We start from the raw sequence: 18,919 nt of genomic DNA, 5'->3' as shown, positions 1-18,919 counted from the left end.
CACCGGGGGCGCCGCGCGCCGGGCTCCGCGCACCGGGAAAGCGCCGGTCCCGCTCCGTGCGGGCGGTTCCCCGGCCCGTGCCCGCTGCTCGGCTGCGCTCGTCACCAGTCGGCCCCTCTTTCAGTGGCTCGGCCATCCGGGGCACGGCCGCCCGCGCCGAACGGCCGACCGCATCCCGCGGACTCTTCTCAGGCCCCGGGCACGCTCGGCCGACCGGTACGGCAGCGCCCCGACGGCTCCGGCGTGGGCGCGGCGGCTCCCCTTCGCGTCGTCCTTCCCTCTGTTCTGCCCATCCGCGCGGTCGCACTCACGTTTCCCCGGAGCCGCCCCGTCGTTGTGTCCGGCGTGATGCACGTACAAGGACGCGCGCGGCGCGCGCCGGCCGCACTGGCCACGGCACTTTCATGGGCGGTACTGCTGGCCGGGGCCGCCGGCTGCACCGCGGACGGCTCCGGCCCCCTGGGTATCGGCGGGCCACCGGGCAGACCCCCGGCCGCCGAGGACGTCATCCGCGTCACCCCCGACGACGGCGGCAAGGGGGTGCGTCCCGGGCAGCGGCTGCGGGTGCGGGTGCCCGGAGGACGGCTGGAGAAGGTCACGGTGACCCGCTCGCAGGACGCGCAGGACACCCGTGTCACCGGCCGCATCGGCCCGGACGGCCGCAGCTGGCGGCCCGACGACGACAAGCTGGCGCTCGCCGCCCGCTACACCGTGGACGCGGTCGCCGTGGACGGCGACGGCCGCCGCTCGGCCCGGCACACCACGTTCACCACCTTCGTCCCCGACCAGAGGTTCATCGGCTACGTCACCCCGGAGAACCGCTCCACGACCGGCACCGGCATGATCGTCTCCCTCGCCTTCAACCGGGACATCGGCGACCGGGCCGCCGTGGAGAGGGCCGTGCGCGTCACCGCGAAGCCGCCCGTCGAGATCCGCGCCCACTGGTTCGGCAGGAACCGGCTGGACCTCCGCCCCGAGCGGTACTGGAAACCGGGTACCGAGGTCACCGTCGACCTCGCCCTGCGGGACGTGGAGGGGGCGCCGGGCGTCTACGGACTCCAGCGCAAGCGGATCTCGTTCACCGTCGGCCGCAGCCAGGTCTCCCGGGTCGACGCCGCCGCGCACACCATGGAGGTGCGCCGGGACGGCGAACTCCTGGCCACCGTGCCGATCACCGCGGGCGCCCCGAAGACGCCCACGTACAACGGCAAGATGGTGGTGATGGACATGCTGGAGGTGACCCGCATGAACAGCCAGACGGTCGGCTTCGGCGGGGAGTACGACATCCCGGACGTGCCGCACGCCATGAAGCTCACCGACTCCGGCACCTTCCTGCACGGCAACTACTGGTCGCCCGACTCCCCGGGCGAGGTCAACGTCAGCCACGGCTGCGTGGGGCTGCGCGACGTGAAGGGCGGCGGCGCGGACACCCCGGCGGGCTGGTTCTTCGACCGCAGCCTCGTCGGGGACGTGATCGAGGTCGTCCACAGCAAGGACAAGACGGTCTCCCCGGACAACGGCCTCAGCGGGTGGAACATGGCGTGGAAGGAGTGGCAGGCGGGGAGCGTGCTCAAGTGACGGCCTGAGCTGCGGACTTCCGGGCGCCGGCGACTGGTCGAGGTTGCGACGGAACGGTGACAATCGGCGGACGCCGAGCCCGGAAACCGGCGGCTAGCATGCCCGGATGAGCGCGGGACGCGCCCGGGGTGCGGACCTGTGACCAGGTCCGGGAGGGGAGAACGACTTGAACGTGCGGCCGATATCGGGGGTTTCGGCAGGAAACCGGCACAGGGGTCGTAAGGGGCTGGCGCTCGTGGCGGGGGCGCTCGTGCTGTCGCTCGCCGCCTGCGGCGGTGGCGACAACACGGGGAGCGGGTCGGACGACGCCGGGAACGGCGGCGGCAAGGACGGCCGGGACGCGCAGTCCGCGGCCTCCGTCACCATCGCGCCGAAGGCGGGCGCCAAGGACGTGGACACCAGCGGCGCGCTGAACGTGAAGGTTGCCGGAGGCCGGCTGACCAGCGTGGTCGTCAAGGACGGCAAGGGCACCGAGGTCGACGGCAAGCTGGCCGAGGGCGGCGCCGCCTGGACGCCGGCCCGGCATCTGGCCGCCGCCACCAAGTACACGGTGCACGCGGTCGCCGAGGACTCCCGGGGCCGCAAGGCCGCCGAGGACTCCAGCTTCACCACGCTGACGCCCAAGAACACCTTCGTGGGCACCTTCACGCCGGAGGACGGTTCCACCGTCGGTGTCGGCATGCCGTTCTCGCTGCGCTTCACGCGCGGCATCACCGACCCGGCCGCCGTCGAGAAGGGCATCCGGATCAAGACCGAGCCCGCCGTGGACGTCGAGGGCCACTGGTTCGGCAACGACCGCCTGGACTTCCGCCCGGAGAGCTACTGGAAGGCCGGCACCAAGGTCACCGTCGACCTCGACCTGGACGGCGTCGAGGGCCGCGACGGGGTCTACGGCAAGCAGCGCCGGACGGTGAAGTTCACCATCGGCCGCAGCCAGATCTCCTACGTCGACGCCAAGAAGCTCACCATGAAGGTCGTGCGGGACGGCAAGACCCTCAAGACCCTCCCGGTCACCACCGGACAGCCCGGTTACGAGACCTGGAACGGCAAGATGGTCATGACCGAGAAGCTCACCGTGACCCGGATGAACAGCGAGACGGTGGACTACGGCGACGAGTACGACATCAAGGACGTGCCGCACGCCATCCGCCTCACCGAGTCCGGCACCTTCATCCACGGCAACTACTGGGCCGCAGGCGTCTTCGGCAACACCAACGCCAGCCACGGCTGCGTGGGCCTGCGCGACGTGCGCGGCGGCTCCGACAGCGGGGTCCCGGCGGCCTGGTTCTTCGACAAGTCCATGATCGGTGACGTGGTCGTCGTCAGGAACTCCCGCGACCGCACGGTCGCCCCGGACAACGGCCTCAACGGCTGGAACATGAGCTGGGCCGACTGGAAGAAGTAGGAATCCGTCAGGCGGGCCCGGTGCTGTGAGGAACGGCACCGGGCCCGTCGGCGTTAGTCGCCGTTAACCTGACGCGCATGACCGTGAATCTCGAAGTCGCCGAGGGCGTCGGCACGCTCCGCCTGGACCGGCCGCCGATGAACGCGCTGGACACCGCCACGCAGGACCGGCTCAGGGAACTCGCCGAGGAAGCCACGCGCCGCGAGGACGTACGCGCCGTGGTGATCTACGGCGGGGAGAAGGTGTTCGCGGCGGGCGCGGACATCAAGGAGATGCAGGCCATGGACCACACCGCCATGGTCCTGCGCTCCCGCGTCCTCCAGGACGCCTTCACCGCCGTCGCCCGCATCCCCAAGCCGGTCGTCGCCGCGATCACCGGGTACGCGCTCGGCGGGGGCTGTGAGCTGGCGCTGTGCGCGGACCACCGGATCGCCGGGGACAACGCCAAGCTGGGCCAGCCCGAGATCCTGCTCGGCCTGATCCCCGGCGCGGGCGGCACCCAGCGCCTCGCCCGGCTGATCGGCCCGTCCAGGGCGAAGGACCTGATCTTCACCGGCCGCATGGTGAAGGCCGACGAGGCCCTCGCCCTCGGGCTGGTCGACCGGGTCGTCCCGGCCGCCGAGGTGTACGAGCAGGCGCACGCCTGGGCCGCCAGGCTGGCCCGGGGCCCGGCGCTCGCGCTGCGCGCCGCCAAGGAGTCCGTCGACGCCGGCCTGGAGACCGACCTCGACACCGGGCTGACGATCGAACGGAACTGGTTCGCGGGCCTGTTCGCCACCGAGGACCGTGAGCGCGGCATGCGCAGCTTCGTGGAAGAGGGACCGGGCAAGGCCAAGTTCCTCTGAGGTTCGAGAAGAACCCCCGCGATGTGCCGTAATTGACGCGTCGTCTGATTCGGGTCTCCCGGCGGGGCGGTTTATGGCAGCCTTGACCGCACCTCAAGCCTGCCTCGCCGAGGGAGCCCCGCGATTGCCCGGAACCGAGCCGCCGCCGCAGGTCGACCGGGGCGACAGCGGACCCGACCTGCCCCTGGCATATGCCGATCGAATGGAGCACAGCGGGGGCGCACGGGGGGCGTATTCCTCCGGATCGGCCCCGGAGGCCCTCGGCGGCGTCCATCATGAGGGCATGGCGGGGCTGGATGGCATCGATCAGCCACGGGGACAGGGTCGTGCTGCTGCGGCGCGCTGGTCGCCCGCGGTCGAGGACGAACAGGGGCTCAGAGCGCTCGAACTGTTCGGCAACCCCGCGGAGGCGGAGGTTCCGCTCCCGTCGCGCCCCGAGTCCGCCGCCACCGCGCGCAGACTCGCCCAGATCGTCATCCTGCGGCACTGGGGACTGACCCCGAAGATGACCGAGGACGCGGTCTTACTCGTCTCCGAACTCGTGGGCAACGCCGTACGCCACACCGGCGCCCGCGTGTTCGGACTGCGGTTACGGCGCCGGCGCGGCTGGGTCCGCGTCGAGGTGCGTGACCCCTCGCGGGGACTGCCCTGTCTGATGCCGGTGCAGGAGACGGACATCAGCGGGCGGGGGCTGTTCCTCGTCGACAAGCTCGCCGACCGCTGGGGCGTCGACCTGCTGCCCCGGGGCAAGACCACCTGGTTCGAGATGCGGGTCTCGGACCGCTAGCCACAGCCGGCCGGTACGTCAGCGGTGGACGCCCCGTGGAGAATGCCACCACGACCGGGATCACGAGCGACTGCCGGAGCAGCCCGTACTCACGCCCGTGGCGCTCAGCAGCAGTTCCGCACCGGCCGGACGGTAGCCCGCCGCCAGGAACGCCCGCGTGCTCCGGGCGTTCCCCGGCGAGACCTGGGCCCACACCGGCTCGTCCGCCAGCTGCCGGGCCGCGGTCACCAGCGCCCGCCCCAGCCCCGGGACCTCGCCGTCCGTCTCGACGGCCACCTCCAGCCGGCCGCCCACCCCGCGCCCGGTGACCAGCAACCCGCCGTCCGTCGTCCACACCCGCACCGCGTCCCGGCGCCGCCGCGCGCGGACCACCCGGGGATGCCCGCCGTCCGCGATCTCCCGCAGCGGCACGGCGGGCGGCCCCGGCAGGGGGGTGCCGACCCAGAGCGCGTCGATGGTCTCCGCCGTGCGGCCGGTGCGGTTCATGAGGGCGGTGAGGAAGCGGGGATGCAGCGGGGCGGCGAGAGGGTCGCAGTCCACGGCGGCCAGGGTGGCGCGTACCCAGGCCGGGTCCTCGTCGGTGAGGACGACCGTGTGCGCGGTGAACGCCAGTACCCCGGCGTCCCGTCGGCAGAGCTGGGGCAGGACGGTCAGTGTGCCGTCCGGGGGCGGGAACAGGCCGTGGGCCGCCGCGTCGAGCAGTTCCGGCAAGGTCTCCATGGTGTCCGCCTCTTCGTCCGGGGCAACCGCTGCCCGCGTGGAGCGTTAATCTGACCAGCGGCAGTACGCCGACACGGTAAGAGAAGAACGAGCACAGAGGGGCGGATCGGTGGCGGACATCGAGGAAGCACGCAAGCAGTTCCAGCGGATCGACGCGGACGGCGACGGGTTCATCACCGCGGCCGAGTTCAAGTCCGCGCTCGCCCAGCAGGGCGACTTCAACGTCACCGAGACGGTCGCCGCGGCGGTCATCAACACCCGTGACATCGACGGCGACAAGGTGCTGACGTTCGACGAGTTCTGGGCCTACCTGAACAAGTGACGTGCCTGTCAGGGGTGTCCGCGCCACGCGGGCACCCCTGACGTCACCTTCCGGTCGCCCACTCCTTCAGCGCGGCCTTGCTGCCGAAGTCCGCCACGTCCTTGTCGCACGGCTCCGAGGTGTACTGGTGGAACGTCCAGTCCGCCCTGATCCGCGGCTTGCCGGCGGGGACGTAGTCGGCGATCCACAGGCCGTCGCCCGCGTACGACGTGGTGTCGATGTTGAGCCAGAAGTCCCGGTTGGTGTACAGCACCACCCGGTTGCCGGGCCGCAGCGAGCGCAGCCTGCGGATGAAGGCGTCCTTCTCCGCGTTGCTCGCGCGGGTGCCGTCACCGGTGTACTCCCAGTCGACGGCCAGGATGTCGCCCGGCCGGTCGGGGGCGTGGCCGAGGAAGTACTCGGCCTGCTCGGTGAGGTCGCCCGGCCACAGGAAGTGGTAGAACCCCGTGACCAGACCCGCGTCGCGCGCCGTCTTCGTCTGGGCCGCGAGTCTGGAGTTGATGTACGAACGGCCCTCCGTCGCCTTGATGAAGGCGAACGAGAGTCCGTCGGTGTCGTACGCCGAGGACTGATACGCGCTGACGTCGATGCCATGGAGCATGAAGGTCTTGTGCCCTCGGGGTCCCCGCTCGGAACATCCGCCTCCGGCGGAGAGGGGGCGGATGAGAGCATCCCCGCGGGAGCCGGGTCACGCACGCCGGGGGAACCTTCATGCCGGTGGAGGTCAACTGCGCTCGCCCTCCTGCCAGTCGCGCCAGCGGATACGGGGCTTCTCCAGCACCTCGCCGAGCGTCCCCCACTCGTCGCGGCCCAGCCGGGTCAGCGGGCGCAGCCGTTCGATGTCGGGCAGGCCGTCGTCGGCGAGCGCCTCCTCGCTCACCACCGCGTGCACCACCCGGCCGAACACCACCGTGGAGTCGCCCAGCGTCAGCAGGCTGTGCAGCTCGCACTCCAGCGCCGCCGGCGAGGCCGCGACCCGGGGCGGCCGCACCCGCAGCGAGGGCTCCGGCGCCAGGCCCACCGCGTCGAACTCGCTCACCTCGGACGGGAAGTCCGTCGCCGTGTCGTTGATCTCCCGGAACAGCCCCTCCGGTGCGAGGTTGACGACGAACTCCCCGGTCTCCTCCACGTTCCGCAGCGAGTCCTTGCGGGTCACCGAGGTGAACTGCACGATCGGCGGCCGCACGCAGGAGACCGAGAAGAAGGAGTGCGGGGCGAGGTTGGGCCGGTCCGGGTGGTCCTTTGAGACCGTGGAGACCCACGCGATCGGCCGCGGCACCACCACCGAGGTGAGGAGCCGGTAGAAGTCGCGGGGGCCCATGGCCGAGGGGTCGAAGTCGGTGCGCATGAGCCCCAGTATTCAGTGGACGCCCACGGTCCGGCCGGCAGGGCGGGCGAGGACGACCCGGTACGGCGCGCCTTCGCCGCCGACCACCCGGACCGCGCCTCGCCGTCCGGCATCACCGACACCGGCGACCGAGGGCGAGCCGCCGAGGCGTTGCCGGCGTGGCACGGCGACGATCCCTCAGAACGTGCGTCCGCACTCGGGTCTCGTACAGAGGGTGTGACGCAGGCGCGTTGCGGTTCGTGAAGCGGCGTGCGACGACCACAGGCCGACCGGTACTGGTCCCCCCGGATGAATGGGGAGCTCACGAGCGACTTCTGGTACAACCCGGTCTACGAGACTTCCACGGAGGGCTCCGCCTGCTACGGGCGCGAGGGATGCAGGCAGGCATATCTCTATGTGCTCCACGGCGGCAAGGACGTCGACAAGGCCAAGGAGTGCAACCAGAAAGCCGCGGCCGTCGCGCGAGGGAATGTCATTGAGGGCATCATCACGACCGCGCTGCTGGCGTATCTGGGTGGAGCGGGCGGCGGTGCGAAGCCCTGCAACAGTTTCGTCCCGGGCACCGAAGTCCTCATGGCTGACGGCACCGCCAGGTCCATCGAGGAGGTGAAGACCGGAGACAAGATCCTCGCCACGGACCCGAAGACCGGCCGCACCACCGTCAAGACCGTCACCGCCCAAATTCCCGCCGGTGTTGGTGAGGCCGGGTCCGCTGGACATCGGCCAGGTCGCTGCCCTGGGGCCTTCCCCTGAGCCTGGTGGCCGGTCCGTGGGCGAGGCGGGGTCGCGAGTACTCGCTGCCCGCGATCCTCCCTGTCCGTGCCTGCGCGGCGCTGTCGGGAGCGAGGAGCATCGACGAGATCGCCGCGTGGGGGGCGCGGGCCTCGGACTATGTGCTGACGGCCGTCGGAATGCGACGGCCGTCAACTGCGGTGGCATCGTTCTCCCGTGCGGACGACGATCGGCCGGGTGCCCGCGGCCGTCGACGGTGACGCCCCGGACCAGGCGGTGGGCGCTTGCCTTGCCGGCCGGAATCCTGAGGGAACGGCTTCGGACCAACGGCAGGCGATCGCCGTTATGAGGTCTGTGGTGCTGCGCCGTGCCAATGACCAGCGGTCCCGGCCTTCCCGCAGCCGGGGCCGGATCGGGACTGCCGCCCAGTCAGTCAGGGTGCGGGTGGTGCCTGGGCGAGTGTGCCGGGGGTAAAACGCCGCCTGGAGCGTGGTCTCGATGTCCCATCGCTGGGCAGGGAGCGCGGCCAGCTCGTCCGCCGGTGCTCTTGCGGGTCGAGCAGGCATCCCGAGGAGTTACTCGGGGACTTTCCGCCGCGTACACAAGAAAGACCTCGACAGCGCTGAAAGATAAGAACGCGCTGTTCAGGGCCCACATCCTCAGCACTCGATGATGTTCACCGCCAGCCCGCCCCGGGCCGTCTCCTTGTACTTGACGGACATGTCCGCCCCCGTCTCCTTCATGGTCTTGATGACCTTGTCGAGGGAAACCTTGTGGGAGCCGTCGCCGCGCATGGCCATCCTGGCGGCGGTGACGGCCTTCACCGAGGCCATGCCGTTGCGCTCGATGCAGGGGATCTGGACCAGGCCGCCGACCGGGTCGCAGGTCAGGCCGAGGTTGTGCTCCATGCCGATCTCGGCCGCGTTCTCCACCTGCTCGGGGGAGCCGCCGAGGACCTCGGCGAGCGCGCCCGCCGCCATGGAGCAGGCGGAGCCCACCTCGCCCTGGCAGCCGACCTCGGCGCCGGAGATGGAGGCGTTCTCCTTGAAGAGCATGCCGATCGCGCCCGCCGCCAGCAGGAAGCGGACCACACCGTCCTCGTCCGCGCCGGGCACGAACTCCGTGTAGTAGTGCAGCACCGCCGGGATGATGCCGGCCGCGCCGTTGGTGGGCGCGGTGACCACCCGGCCGCCCGCCGCGTTCTCCTCGTTCACCGCCATCGCGTACAGGGTGATCCACTCCATGGCGTGCGCGAGCGGGTTGCCCTCGGCGCGCAGCTGGCGGGCCGTGACCGCAGCCCGGCGGCGCACCTTCAGGCCGCCCGGCAGGATGCCCTCGCGGGACATGCCCCGGCCCACGCACTCCCGCATCACCCGCCAGATCTCCAGCAGGCCCGTGCGGATCTCGTCCTCGGTGCGCCAGGCCCGCTCGTTCTCCAGCATCAGCGCGGAGATCGACAGACCGGTCTCCTTGGTGAGGCGCAGCAGCTCGTCACCCGTGCGGAAGGGGTACTTCAGCACCGTGTCGTCCAGCACGATCCGGTCCGCGCCGACCGCCTCCTCGTCCACGACGAAGCCGCCGCCGACCGAGTAGTACGTCTTGGTCAGCAGCTCCGCGCCCGAGGCGTCGTAGGCCCACAGGGTCATGCCGTTGGCGTGGTACGGCAGGGTCTCGCGGCGGTGCAGGACCAGGTCGTCGTCGTAGGAGAAGGCGATCTCGTGCTCGCCGAGCAGGCTGAGCCGGCCCGATGTCCGGATCGCCTCCACCCGGTCGTCGGCGCCCTCCACGTCCACGGTGCGCGGGGAGGCGCCCTCCAGGCCCAGCAGCACCGCCTTCGGGGTGCCGTGGCCGTGGCCGGTGGCGCCGAGCGAGCCGTACAGCTCGCAGCGGACGGCGGCGACGGGGTCCAGCACGCCCTCGTTGCGCAGCCGGTGGGCGAACATGCGCGCCGCCCGCATCGGGCCGACCGTGTGGGAGCTGGACGGGCCGATGCCGATCGAGAACAGGTCGAAGACCGAGACGGCCACGGGTGACTCCTCCATACGAACAGATGCAAAAGGTGGTGCGGACACAGGACGGGTGCCCCGCCCGACAGCAGTGGGCGGGGCACCCGGAGGGCGACTACGGGTACTACGCGCCCAGCGTCGGATACAGCGGGTGCCTGTCCGCCAGCGCCCGCACGCGGGCCGCGAGCGCTGAGGCGTCGTAGGACGGCTTCAGCGTCTCCGCGATCACGTCCGCGACCTCGGCGAAGTCCTCGGCGGTGAAGCCGCGGGTGGCGAGGGCGGGCGTGCCGATCCGCAGCCCCGAGGTCACCATCGGCGGCCGCGGGTCGTTCGGGACGGCGTTGCGGTTGACCGTGATGCCGACCTCGTGGAGACGGTCCTCGGCCTGCTGCCCGTCCAGCTCCGACGCACGCAGGTCCACCAGGATCAGATGGACGTCCGTGCCGCCGGAGAGCACGTTCACCCCGGCCTCGCGGGCGTCCGGCGCGGTCAGCCGCTCGGCGAGGATACGGGCACCCTCCACCGTACGACGCTGCCGCTCCCGGAACTCCTCCGAGGCCGCGACCTTGAAGGAGACCGCCTTCGCGGCGATCACATGCTCCAGCGGGCCGCCCTGGAAGCCGGGGAAGACCGAGGAGTTCAGCTTCTTGGCGAAGTCCTTCCTGGCCAGGATGATGCCGCCGCGCGGCCCGCCGAGCGTCTTGTGCGTGGTGGACGTCACCACGTCCGCGTGCTCGACCGGGTTCGGGTGCAGCCCCGCCGCGACCAGACCGGCGAAGTGCGCCATGTCCACCCACAGGTACGCCCCGGTCTCGTCCGCGATCCGCCGGAACTCCGCGAAGTCCAGCTGACGGGGGTACGCCGACCAGCCCGCGATGATCACCTTCGGGCGGTGCTCCTTGGCGAGGCGCTCGACCTCGGCCATGTCGACCAGGCCGGTCTCGCCGTCCACGTGGTAAGCGACCACGTCGAACTGCTTGCCGGAGAAGTTCAGCCGCATCCCGTGGGTGAGGTGGCCGCCGTGCGCCAGGTCGAGCCCGAGGATGGTGTCGCCGGGCTGGGCCAGCGCGAACAGCGCCGCCTGGTTCGCGGAGGCGCCCGAGTGCGGCTGGACGTTCGCGTACTCGGCGCCGAACAGCTCCTTGAGCCGGTCGATGGCGATCTGCTCGGCCACGTCGACGTGCTCGCAGCCGCCGTAGTAGCGGCGGCCCGGGTAGCCCTCGGCGTACTTGTTGGTCAGGACCGAACCCTGCGCCTCCATCACCGCGAGCGGTGCGAAGTTCTCGGAGGCGATCATCTCCAGGGTCGACTGCTGGCGGCGCAGCTCGGCGTCGACCGCGGCGGCGATCTCCGGGTCCAGCTCGTGCAGGGGCGTGTTCAGGACAGTCATACGGCTACCGGCTCCTCAGCCTGCGATGTAGGCGGTGTACTCGTCGGCGGTCAGCAGGTCGGCGGGCTGCGCGGTGACGCGCACCTTGAACAGCCAGCCGCCCTCGAAGGGCTCGGAGTTCACCAGCGACGGGTCGTCCACGACGTCCTGGTTGACCTCGGTGATCTCACCGGAGACGGGCGAGTACAGCTCGGAGACCGACTTGGTGGACTCCAGCTCGCCGCACGACTCGCCCGCGGTGACCTCGTCGCCGACCTCGGGAAGCTGCACGAAGACCACATCGCCGAGCGCGTTGGCCGCGTGCTCGGTGATGCCGACCGTCGACGCGCCGCCCTCGGCGGCCGACAGCCACTCGTGCTCCTTGCTGTAGCTCAACTGCTGCGGGTTGCTCATGACCTGAATTCTCCTGTACGGGGGGCGTGCTCGTCGGGGGAAGAGGGCTCGAACCGCTGAAGAGCGGGTGAAATGTGCGCAGGGTCACGCCCGGCGGACGGCCGGACCCGGGGCCGGTGTCTACTTGGCGCGCTTGTAGAAGGGCAGCGCCACGACCTCGTACGGCTCGTGGCTGCCCCGGATGTCCACGCCCACGCCGGTGCTGCCGGGAGCGGCGTGCGCGGCGTCGACGTAGGCGATGGCCAGCGGCTTGCCGAGGGTGGGGGAGGGGGCGCCGGAGGTGACCTCGCCGATCACCTCGCCGTCCGCGACGACGGCGAACCCGGCGCGCGGTACCCGGCGGCCCTCGGCGACGAGGCCGACCAGCACGCGCGGCGGCCGGGCCTCGGCGCGCTCCGCGGCCTTCGTGAGCGCCTCGCGGCCGACGAAGTCGCCCTCCTTGCCGAACTTCACCACGCGGCCGAGGCCGGCGTCGAACGGGGTCAGCCCGGTGGTCAGCTCGTGCCCGTACAGCGGCATGCCCGCCTCCAGGCGCAGGGTGTCCCGGCAGGACAGACCGCACGGCACCAGACCGGCGGCGGAGCCGGCCTCCAGCAGCGCCTGCCACAGCTCGACGGCGTGCTCGGGCTTCACGAACAGCTCGAAGCCGTCCTCGCCGGTGTAGCCGGTACGGGCGATCAGCGCGGGCACGCCCGCGACCGTGCCGGGCAGCCCGGCGTAGTACTTGAGGCCGTCGAGGTCGGCGTCGGTGACCGCCTTGAGGATGCCGGGGGACTCCGGGCCCTGGACGGCGAGCAGCGCGTAGGCGTCGCGGTCGTCGCGGACCTCGGCGTCGAAGCCGGCCGCGCGCTCGGTCAGCGCGTCCAGCACGACCTGGGCGTTGGAGGCGTTGGCCACCACCATGTACTCGGTGTCGGCGAGCCGGTAGACGATCAGGTCGTCCAGGATGCCGCCGTCGGCCCGGCAGATCATGGTGTAGCGGGCGCGGCCGGTGCCGACCGAGGCGAGGTCGCCGACGAGGGCGTAGTTGAGCAGGGCGGCGGCGTCGGGGCCGGTCACCGTGATCTCACCCATGTGCGAGAGGTCGAACAGCCCGGCCCGCGTGCGCACCGCCTGGTGCTCGTCACGCTCGGAGCCGTAGCGCAGGGGCATGTCCCAGCCGGCGAAGTCGGTCATCGTCGCGCCGAGCGCGCGGTGCACGGCGTCGAGCGCGGTGTGGCGCGGGGCGTGGGCGTCTGTGCTGCTCATCGGTCGTCTCCCAAGGCGACGGGGATGGGGCGAGGAACGTTCCTCCCCATCTGTCATCGGAACCTGAGAGGTTCACCATGACCGTTGCGGTCATCGGCTTGCACCTTGGGTGGGGCCACCGCGACAGCGGCCCGCTTTTCAGATGTGCCTCGCCCACGCGGTAACGGTGCCTGAGAGATTCAAGGGAGGGACTTGCTCCTTCGGCGCCCCAGCTGGGGACTCTCCCGCGCGGATTCAAACGGCCGGTATGCAGTTGGCGGGCACATCATCGCACGGCGGAGCCCGGCCCTGAAGGGGCCACCGGCTGTGACATGCCCGTAGCCGTTCAGGGACCCGATCGAGGACCCCGGTGCATTACCTTCTCTTTACATTTGTTGGGCAAGGGATGACCTGAGCCCGGAGGGGGAGGGACGATCACGGTGAACAGAACCCCGGTGTGCGCCACGACCAGCGGTATCCCGGTGCGGCGACAGCCCTCGCTGCCCGCCCGCGAGCGCCGGGCCGAGCGGCCCGTACCTGCCGTCCGCGACCTGCGCGACCGCTCCGGCGGCGGTCCCCGCACGCTGAGCTTCGGCCTCCGTGACCTCGTCGTCGTCACCGGCCTGCCCGGCAGCGGCAAGTCCACCCTGATGCGCCGTACGGTCCCCGGTCACCGCGTCGACTCCCAGGACGCCCGCGACCGCTGGGCCGCGCGCCTGCCCGCAGCCCTGCCCTACGCGCTCTACCGCCCCCTGGTCCGCCTCGCCCACTACGCCGGGCTGCGCCGCGCGCTCGGCTCCGGCGCGGGCGTCGTCGTGCACGACTGCGGAACCCAGCCCTGGGTCCGCGCCTGGCTCGCCCGTGCGGCCCGCCGCAGAGGCGGCACCCTGCACCTGATCCTGCTCGACGTGCCCGCCGGCACGGCCCGGCAGGGCCAGCGCGAGCGCGGCCGGGGCGTGTCCCGGTACGCCTTCCGCCGCCACCGCGGCACCACCGCCCGGCTGCTGGGCGCCGTGGAGCGCGGCGGGAGCCCCGCCGGCTGCGGCTCGGTCGTCCTGCTGGACCGCGCCTCGGCGGACGCCCTGAAGCGGATCGAGTTCGCCGAGTGAACCCCCGCACCCGTACCGGATAGCCTGCTGCACCACAGCATGACTCCCAGCAGGCGGTAGGCACATGGACTTCCCGGCGGACCTTCCCGCGGACTTCCCGGCACAGGCACACCCCCACCCGCACGGCGGCTGGCCCGGCAACGAACTGGAGGAGGTCCTCTCCGCCTCCCTCGGCATACCCGCGGCCGGCGCCCGCCTCGTCGAGGTGCTGGCCCGCAGCTTCGTCTGGATACCCCTGCCCAACGGCGGCGGCCCGCACAGCGGCCCCCTCGACCTGCCCACCGTCGACCTCGACGGCCAGGTGTACGTGCCGGTGTTCAGCTCCGAGGAGCAGTTCCGGCAGTCGCCCGGCGGCCACCTCCCGCACACCGTCGCGCCCGCCGTGGAGTTCGCGCGCGGTCTGCCGCCGCAGGCGGGCCTCGTCATCAACCCCGGTGGCGTGGTCGGCCTCCCGCTGCCGCCCGAGGCGGTGGCCGAGCTGGCCCGCTCGGGGCGCACCCCGCTGGACGGTCCGGCCTCCGGCGGCCGGGTCCGGCTCTTCGAGCCCGACTGGCAGGAGGACCCGGTGGACTTCCTCGCCGCCGCCTCCGCCGAGTTCGCCGCGACCGGCGTGGTGGTCAGCGCCCGCCGCTGCCTCGCCGTCATCGAGACCGCCGACCCCGCCCTCTTCGTCGGCGTCGAGCTGGCCCGCTTCGAGGGCGACGCGCCGTCCCTCCCGCTGGACGCCCTCGGCCGGGCGCTGGGCCGCGCCCCCGCCCCCTGGCCCGTCAACCTGGTCCTCCTCGACGCCGCCCAGGACCCGGTGTCCGACTGGCTGAGGATGAACGTCCGCCCCTTCTACCAGTTCGGCCACTGAGGCACCGAGGCTCGCGAGGCCCGCCCCGGTAGGCGCTTAAGCTGTCCCCACACGCGGGGAACTCGTAACGAAGGGGCGGTAGGACAGGTGAGCGCGAGCCCAAGCGGCAGCGTCGAGCACATGCTGCGCCAGGTCACTCCCGGACGCTACGACGCCTACGAGGCACTGCTGCGCGCCCTCGCCGCCCCTTCGTCCGGCCAGATCTGGATGCTCCTGTGGCACGGCCAGGCCGGCTCCCCGGACGCCCAGTACGGGAACATGGAGGTCGAGGGCTTCGGCTACGCCCCCTGTGTGACCTCCGCGCAGGAACTCTCCGCCAGCGGCTGGAGCAGGTCCTACGAGGTGGTCGACGGCCTCGACGTGGCCCGCACCCTCTACCCGGACCACTACGGCCTGTGGCTCAACCCGCACGCCCCCGGCGGCGGTGTCGGCATCCCCTGGCTGGACCTGCGCCGCATCGCCACGGGCCTGGACCGCCGGCCCGCCGGCCCCCTGCGGCTGTCCGAACCCGCCATCGAGGTACCGCAGTTCTACGCCCTGCTCGCGCAGAACGCCCATCGCACCCCGGCCCTGCGCTCGCTGCGCCGCGTCTGGGTGCAGCCCGCCCTCGGCGCCCCCTACCTCGCTCTCGGCCTGGACGTGTACGACACGACCCCCGCCGCGGTGGACTCGGTGCGCGCGATGATGCAGCAGTCGGTGAGCGCGGTCCCCGAGGGCCTGCCGGTCTCCACGGTCGCCATGACCGACGACCATGACCCCGTCGTCATGTGGATGCGTGCCAACTCCCGGCCGTTCTACGACCGTGAGGCGCACGGCGCCGGCGCCCCGGCCACCGGCGCCCACTGATTCAGGGGCGCGTTCCCTCCGGGCCCTTTTCTTTTCTGCTTCTTTGCCATTTCCTGGTAATTCCACGTTCCGAAATCCGGTGTTCGTCACGCCCTGTCGCCGGTGGGTCACGTGGAGCCCGATGTGCGCGACCGCGTGAACTGTCCATCCATATAGAAGCGTTCACATGCGTTCAAGCGGATGTATGGGCCAATGTCCCGAATTAGACTGAATCAGACCGAATTCGCCTGTGTCCTACGGCCGCAACCTGTCGTTCGGATATCGGAACGTGCCAGGTTGCATCACGTTTAGGCATCCATTCCTCGCCAAGTCTGGAAACGGATCGCCAAAGCGTTGAAGACTCACGATCCAGGGGTGTTCTGCCCTTGTACGACAGTCTTCGAAGCCGCGCACGCGGCCAGTGTGGGCCGGTTCCGGCCGGTTGAGAGGGGTCCCTGTCAGAATGACGGCACCATTGCACGAGCCGACCGCTGACGCGGCCCCGAACGCGCTGGAAGAGGCGGAGGTGGCGAGCGTCAAGGCGGCGGACGTCCAGGGACGTTCGCTGGGACGCATCGCCTGGGAGCGGCTGAAGCGGGACAAGCTCGCCCTGACCGGCGGCGCCGTCGTCGTCCTGCTCATCGTGATCGCCCTGCTGGCACCGGTGCTCACCAACCTGCTCGGGCAGGACCCGGACGCCTACCACGAGAACCTGATCGACCCGCTGTTCGGCACGCCCAAGGGTTCGCTGGGCGGTCTCGGCGGCGATCATCTGCTGGGCGTCGAGCCGGTCAACGGCCGCGACATCCTCGCCCGCATCCTCTACGGCGCGCAGATCTCGCTCCTGGTCGGCTTCCTGTCGGCCGTGGTGGCCGTCGCCCTCGGCACCGTGCTCGGCATCCTGGCCGGGTTCTTCGGCGGCTGGGTAGACTCGCTGATCAGCCGGGTGATGGACGGCCTGCTCGCCTTCCCGCAGCTGCTGTTCATCATCGCGCTCGTCTCCGTGATGCCCAGCAGCATGCTGGGACTGGGCGGTTCGTCCGTACGCATCTTCGTGATGATCCTGGTCATCGGCTTCTTCGGCTGGCCCTACATCGGCCGCGTGGTGCGCGGCCAGACCCTCTCGCTGCGTGAGCGCGAGTACGTCGACGCGGCCCGCTCGCTGGGCGCCGGACGGTTCTACATCCTGTTCAAGGAGCTGCTGCCCAACCTGGTCGCGCCGATCATCGTCTACTCCACGATGATGATCCCGACCAACATCCTCACCGAGGCGGCGCTGAGCTTCCTGGGCGTGGGCGTCAAGCCGCCCACCGCCTCCTGGGGCCAGATGCTCTCGAACGCGATCGACTACTACGACTCGGACCCCATGTACATGGTGGTCCCCGGTGTGGCGATCTTCATCACCGTCCTTGCCTTCAACCTGTTCGGCGACGGCGTCCGGGATGCCCTGGACCCGAAGGCTTCCCGCTGACCATGCCGTACCCCCAAGCGACCCGTGGAAACCGCACGGGGTCTCTCATCAATTCCGGAGGACTCGAGATCGTGACTACCCAGCGCACCTCAGGGCGGGCCAAGCGGACCGCGGCCGCTGCCGCCGTGGTCGCCGCACTGCTGACGACGGCCGCGTGCGGCGGCGGCGACGACGGCGGCGGTTCGAAGAACGGTGCGGCCGGCTTCGACGCGGCCAACAACAAGGTCGCCCAGGCGTCCGAGGCCAAGAAGGGCGGCACCCTGAAGTTCGGCGCCGCCCAGGACGCCGACTCGTGGGACACCACGCGCGGCTACTACGGCTTCATGTGGAACTTCGCCCGCTACTACAGCCGCCAGCTGGTCACGAACAAGACCGAGCCGGGCGCCGCGGGTGCCGAGATCACCCCGGACCTCGCCACCGGTGTCGCCAAGGTCACCGACGACGGCAAGACCTACACGTACACCCTGCGGGACGGGGTGACGTGGGAGGACGGCAAGCCGATCACCTCCAAGGACGTCAAGTACGGCATCGAGCGCGTGTGGGCGCAGGACGTGCTGTCCGGCGGCCCGACGTACCTGAAGGAGGTCCTGGACCCCAAGGGTGAGTACAAGGGCCCCTACAAGGACAAGGCCGCGGACCACCTCGGTCTGAAGGCCATCGACACGCCGGACGACAAGACCATCGTCTTCCACCTCCCGCAGGCCAACTCGGACTTCGAGGAGATACTGGCGCTCGTCTCGGCCTCCCCGGTGCGCCAGGACCAGGACACCAAGTCCAAGTACGGTCTGCACCCGTTCTCCTCGGGCCCGTACAAGTTCGCCTCCTACAGCCCCGGCAAGGACCTCAAGCTGGTCCGCAACACCAACTGGAAGGCGTCCTCGGACCCGGTCCGCAAGGCGTACCCGGACGCGGTCACGGTCAAGTTCTTCTCCAACGCCAACGACCTGGACCAGCGTCTGATCAACGGCGACCTGGACCTCGACCTGGGGCAGACCAGCATGTCGCCGCAGGGCCGTACGGTCGCCCTCAAGCAGCACAAGGGCAACCTGGACAACCCGGTCTCCGGCTACGTCCGTTACGCCGTCTTCCCGCAGAGCGTGAAGCCGTTCGACAACGAGCACTGCCGCAAGGCCGTGATCTACGGTGCCGACCACGTCTCGCTCCAGACCGCCCGTGGCGGCCCGGTCGCCGGTGGCGACATCGGCACCAACATGCTCCCGCCCGCCGTCCCCGGCGCCGAGGGCCAGAAGTACGACCCGTACGAGCTGGCCGGTGCCAACAAGAACGGCAACGTTGCCAAGGCCAAGGAAGAGCTGAAGGCCTGCGGCAAGCCGGGCGGCTTCAGCACCACCATCGCGGTGCGCAACAACAAGCCCGTCGAGGTGGCGACCGCCCAGTCGCTGCAGGCGGCGCTGAAGAAGATCGGCGTCAACGCCCAGATCGACCAGTTCGACGGCTCCCAGACCACCGGCATCATCGGCAGCCCCTCCAACGTGAAGAAGAAGGGCTACGGCATCATCATCATGGGCTGGGGCCCGGACTTCCCGTCCGTGCAGGGCTACGGTCTCCCGCTGTGGAACAGCAAGTACGTCCTCGAGAGCGGTAACAACAACTACGCCCTCATCAAGGACAAGGCGATCGACGGTCTCTTCAGCGACTACGTCAAGACCCTCGACGACGGCGGCAAGGCCAAGATCTCCACTGAGATCAACCACAAGGTGATGGAGGGCGGCTACTACCTGCCCTTCGTGTTCGAGAAGTTCGTCAACTGGCGCTCGAACCGCCTGGCCAACGTCTACACGACCAACGGCTACAGCGGTCAGTACGACTTCGTCAACCTCGGTCTGAAGTCCTCGAAGTAAACCCGGCACACCCGCCGAACGGCACGAAAGGCAGGTGAAGGCC

Annotated in this window: 19 protein-coding genes and 1 riboswitch; of the genes, 11 read left to right on the top strand and 8 right to left on the bottom strand. The window is 70.7% G+C overall.

What is annotated here, in order from left to right; all coding sequences use genetic code 11:
• Positions 1 to 345 precede the first annotated feature (345 nt).
• The 4 genes from ACFWN1_RS21995 (at position 346) to ACFWN1_RS21980 (ending at position 4,615) form a co-directional block, all read left to right on the top strand.
• The gene (locus ACFWN1_RS21995) at positions 346 to 1,578 is read left to right on the top strand and encodes an Ig-like domain-containing protein (protein WP_384364390.1); all 1,233 of its coding nucleotides are present in this window, start codon (positions 346 to 348) and stop codon (positions 1,576 to 1,578) included.
• A gap of 166 nt (positions 1,579 to 1,744) precedes the next feature.
• Positions 1,745 to 2,983, top strand: a complete 1,239-nt coding sequence (locus tag ACFWN1_RS21990; RefSeq protein ID WP_384364388.1) for an Ig-like domain-containing protein — start codon at positions 1,745 to 1,747, stop codon at positions 2,981 to 2,983.
• Positions 2,984 to 3,060: 77 nt separating this feature from the next.
• Entirely contained in the window at positions 3,061 to 3,828 is a 768-nt protein-coding gene (locus ACFWN1_RS21985) for an enoyl-CoA hydratase/isomerase family protein (RefSeq protein ID WP_384364386.1), read from the top strand.
• Between the two features lie 178 nt (positions 3,829 to 4,006).
• Positions 4,007 to 4,615 carry an ATP-binding protein gene (locus ACFWN1_RS21980; RefSeq protein WP_384364396.1) on the top strand — a complete coding sequence of 203 codons (609 nt, stop codon included), beginning with the start codon at positions 4,007 to 4,009 and terminating at the stop codon, positions 4,613 to 4,615.
• A 60-nt stretch (positions 4,616 to 4,675) separates the two neighbouring features.
• Here ACFWN1_RS21980 and ACFWN1_RS21975 read toward each other — a convergent pair whose 3' ends face one another.
• Complete coding sequence (locus ACFWN1_RS21975; RefSeq protein WP_384364384.1) at positions 4,676 to 5,335, bottom strand: GNAT family N-acetyltransferase; 660 nt, start codon at positions 5,333 to 5,335, stop codon at positions 4,676 to 4,678.
• A 109-nt stretch (positions 5,336 to 5,444) separates the two neighbouring features.
• Between ACFWN1_RS21975 and ACFWN1_RS21970 the strand changes: the two genes are divergently transcribed.
• Positions 5,445 to 5,657 carry an EF-hand domain-containing protein gene (locus ACFWN1_RS21970; RefSeq protein ID WP_384364382.1) on the top strand — a complete coding sequence of 71 codons (213 nt, stop codon included), beginning with the start codon at positions 5,445 to 5,447 and terminating at the stop codon, positions 5,655 to 5,657.
• A 43-nt stretch (positions 5,658 to 5,700) separates the two neighbouring features.
• On the opposite strand, the gene ACFWN1_RS21965 is transcribed toward ACFWN1_RS21970, so the two are convergent.
• The 3 genes from ACFWN1_RS21965 to ACFWN1_RS21955 form a co-directional block, all read right to left on the bottom strand.
• A complete protein-coding gene (locus tag ACFWN1_RS21965; protein WP_384364380.1) occupies positions 5,701 to 6,258 on the bottom strand; it encodes a glycoside hydrolase family 25 protein in 558 nt (185 codons plus the stop codon).
• 123 nt (positions 6,259 to 6,381) lie between these two features.
• Positions 6,382 to 7,005: a flavin reductase family protein gene (locus tag ACFWN1_RS21960; RefSeq protein WP_384364378.1), complete on the bottom strand. Its 624-nt coding sequence runs from the start codon at positions 7,003 to 7,005 to the stop codon at positions 6,382 to 6,384.
• Between the two features lie 12 nt (positions 7,006 to 7,017).
• Positions 7,018 to 7,170 carry a hypothetical protein gene (locus ACFWN1_RS21955; protein WP_384364376.1) on the bottom strand — a complete coding sequence of 51 codons (153 nt, stop codon included), beginning with the start codon at positions 7,168 to 7,170 and terminating at the stop codon, positions 7,018 to 7,020.
• 123 nt (positions 7,171 to 7,293) lie between these two features.
• Here ACFWN1_RS21955 and ACFWN1_RS21950 point away from each other — a divergent pair, with 123 nt between their 5' ends.
• Positions 7,294 to 7,758, top strand: a complete 465-nt coding sequence (locus ACFWN1_RS21950; RefSeq protein WP_384364374.1) for a hypothetical protein — start codon at positions 7,294 to 7,296, stop codon at positions 7,756 to 7,758.
• A 638-nt stretch (positions 7,759 to 8,396) separates the two neighbouring features.
• On the opposite strand, the gene ACFWN1_RS21945 is transcribed toward ACFWN1_RS21950, so the two are convergent.
• The 4 genes from ACFWN1_RS21945 to gcvT all read right to left on the bottom strand — a co-directional run bounded on the left by ACFWN1_RS21945 (position 8,397) and on the right by gcvT (position 12,774).
• Positions 8,397 to 9,764 carry an L-serine ammonia-lyase gene (locus ACFWN1_RS21945; protein WP_384364372.1) on the bottom strand — a complete coding sequence of 456 codons (1,368 nt, stop codon included), beginning with the start codon at positions 9,762 to 9,764 and terminating at the stop codon, positions 8,397 to 8,399.
• A gap of 103 nt (positions 9,765 to 9,867) precedes the next feature.
• Positions 9,868 to 11,133, bottom strand: coding sequence for a serine hydroxymethyltransferase (glyA, locus tag ACFWN1_RS21940; protein ID WP_384364370.1), 1,266 nt, complete (start codon positions 11,131 to 11,133; stop codon positions 9,868 to 9,870).
• 15 nt (positions 11,134 to 11,148) lie between these two features.
• Positions 11,149 to 11,526 (bottom strand): glycine cleavage system protein GcvH, encoded by a 378-nt coding sequence (gcvH, locus tag ACFWN1_RS21935; protein ID WP_384364368.1) that lies wholly within the window; start codon positions 11,524 to 11,526, stop codon positions 11,149 to 11,151.
• Positions 11,527 to 11,646: 120 nt separating this feature from the next.
• Entirely contained in the window at positions 11,647 to 12,774 is a 1,128-nt protein-coding gene (gene gcvT / locus ACFWN1_RS21930; protein WP_384364366.1) for a glycine cleavage system aminomethyltransferase GcvT, read from the bottom strand.
• 148 nt (positions 12,775 to 12,922) lie between these two features.
• Positions 12,923 to 13,011: riboswitch (glycine riboswitch) on the bottom strand.
• 176 nt (positions 13,012 to 13,187) lie between these two features.
• Between gcvT and ACFWN1_RS21925 the strand changes: the two genes are divergently transcribed.
• The 5 genes from ACFWN1_RS21925 to ACFWN1_RS21905 all read left to right on the top strand — a co-directional run bounded on the left by ACFWN1_RS21925 (position 13,188) and on the right by ACFWN1_RS21905 (position 18,876).
• Positions 13,188 to 13,862, top strand: a complete 675-nt coding sequence (locus ACFWN1_RS21925; protein WP_384364394.1) for an AAA family ATPase — start codon at positions 13,188 to 13,190, stop codon at positions 13,860 to 13,862.
• A 64-nt stretch (positions 13,863 to 13,926) separates the two neighbouring features.
• On the top strand, positions 13,927 to 14,718 hold the full coding sequence (locus tag ACFWN1_RS21920) for an enhanced serine sensitivity protein SseB (RefSeq protein ID WP_384364364.1): 792 nt from the start codon (positions 13,927 to 13,929) through the stop codon (positions 14,716 to 14,718).
• Between the two features lie 120 nt (positions 14,719 to 14,838).
• The gene (locus ACFWN1_RS21915; protein WP_384364392.1) at positions 14,839 to 15,564 is read left to right on the top strand and encodes an enhanced serine sensitivity protein SseB C-terminal domain-containing protein; all 726 of its coding nucleotides are present in this window, start codon (positions 14,839 to 14,841) and stop codon (positions 15,562 to 15,564) included.
• A 442-nt stretch (positions 15,565 to 16,006) separates the two neighbouring features.
• Positions 16,007 to 17,014, top strand: coding sequence for an ABC transporter permease (locus tag ACFWN1_RS21910; RefSeq protein WP_384364362.1), 1,008 nt, complete (start codon positions 16,007 to 16,009; stop codon positions 17,012 to 17,014).
• A gap of 71 nt (positions 17,015 to 17,085) precedes the next feature.
• A complete protein-coding gene (locus ACFWN1_RS21905; protein ID WP_384364360.1) occupies positions 17,086 to 18,876 on the top strand; it encodes an ABC transporter substrate-binding protein in 1,791 nt (596 codons plus the stop codon).
• Positions 18,877 to 18,919 lie beyond the last annotated feature (43 nt).

The organism is Streptomyces sp. NPDC058459, from assembly GCF_042721685.1.
In the GTDB taxonomy this organism is placed as follows: Bacteria; Actinomycetota; Actinomycetes; order Streptomycetales; family Streptomycetaceae; genus Streptomyces.
Note: the sequence above shows the minus strand (reverse complement) of the source record. Positions and strands in the feature narration are given on the sequence as shown.

What these genes read in the sequence shown, in the direction of transcription:
- ACFWN1_RS21985 (WP_384364386.1), top strand. Translation starts at nt 3,061, where the DNA reads ATGACCGTGAATCTCGAAGTCGCCGAGGGCGTCGGCACGCTCCGCCTG.
- ACFWN1_RS21975 (WP_384364384.1), bottom strand. Translation starts at nt 5,335, where the DNA reads ATGGAGACCTTGCCGGAACTGCTCGACGCGGCGGCCCACGGCCTGTTC.
- ACFWN1_RS21965 (WP_384364380.1), bottom strand. Translation starts at nt 6,258, where the DNA reads ATGCTCCATGGCATCGACGTCAGCGCGTATCAGTCCTCGGCGTACGAC.
- ACFWN1_RS21960 (WP_384364378.1), bottom strand. Translation starts at nt 7,005, where the DNA reads ATGCGCACCGACTTCGACCCCTCGGCCATGGGCCCCCGCGACTTCTAC.
- ACFWN1_RS21950 (WP_384364374.1), top strand. Translation starts at nt 7,294, where the DNA reads ATGAATGGGGAGCTCACGAGCGACTTCTGGTACAACCCGGTCTACGAG.
- glyA (WP_384364370.1), bottom strand. Translation starts at nt 11,133, where the DNA reads ATGACTGTCCTGAACACGCCCCTGCACGAGCTGGACCCGGAGATCGCC.
- gcvH (WP_384364368.1), bottom strand. Translation starts at nt 11,526, where the DNA reads ATGAGCAACCCGCAGCAGTTGAGCTACAGCAAGGAGCACGAGTGGCTG.
- gcvT (WP_384364366.1), bottom strand. Translation starts at nt 12,774, where the DNA reads ATGAGCAGCACAGACGCCCACGCCCCGCGCCACACCGCGCTCGACGCC.
- ACFWN1_RS21920 (WP_384364364.1), top strand. Translation starts at nt 13,927, where the DNA reads ATGGACTTCCCGGCGGACCTTCCCGCGGACTTCCCGGCACAGGCACAC.
- ACFWN1_RS21915 (WP_384364392.1), top strand. Translation starts at nt 14,839, where the DNA reads ATGCTGCGCCAGGTCACTCCCGGACGCTACGACGCCTACGAGGCACTG.
- ACFWN1_RS21910 (WP_384364362.1), top strand. Translation starts at nt 16,007, where the DNA reads ATGACGGCACCATTGCACGAGCCGACCGCTGACGCGGCCCCGAACGCG.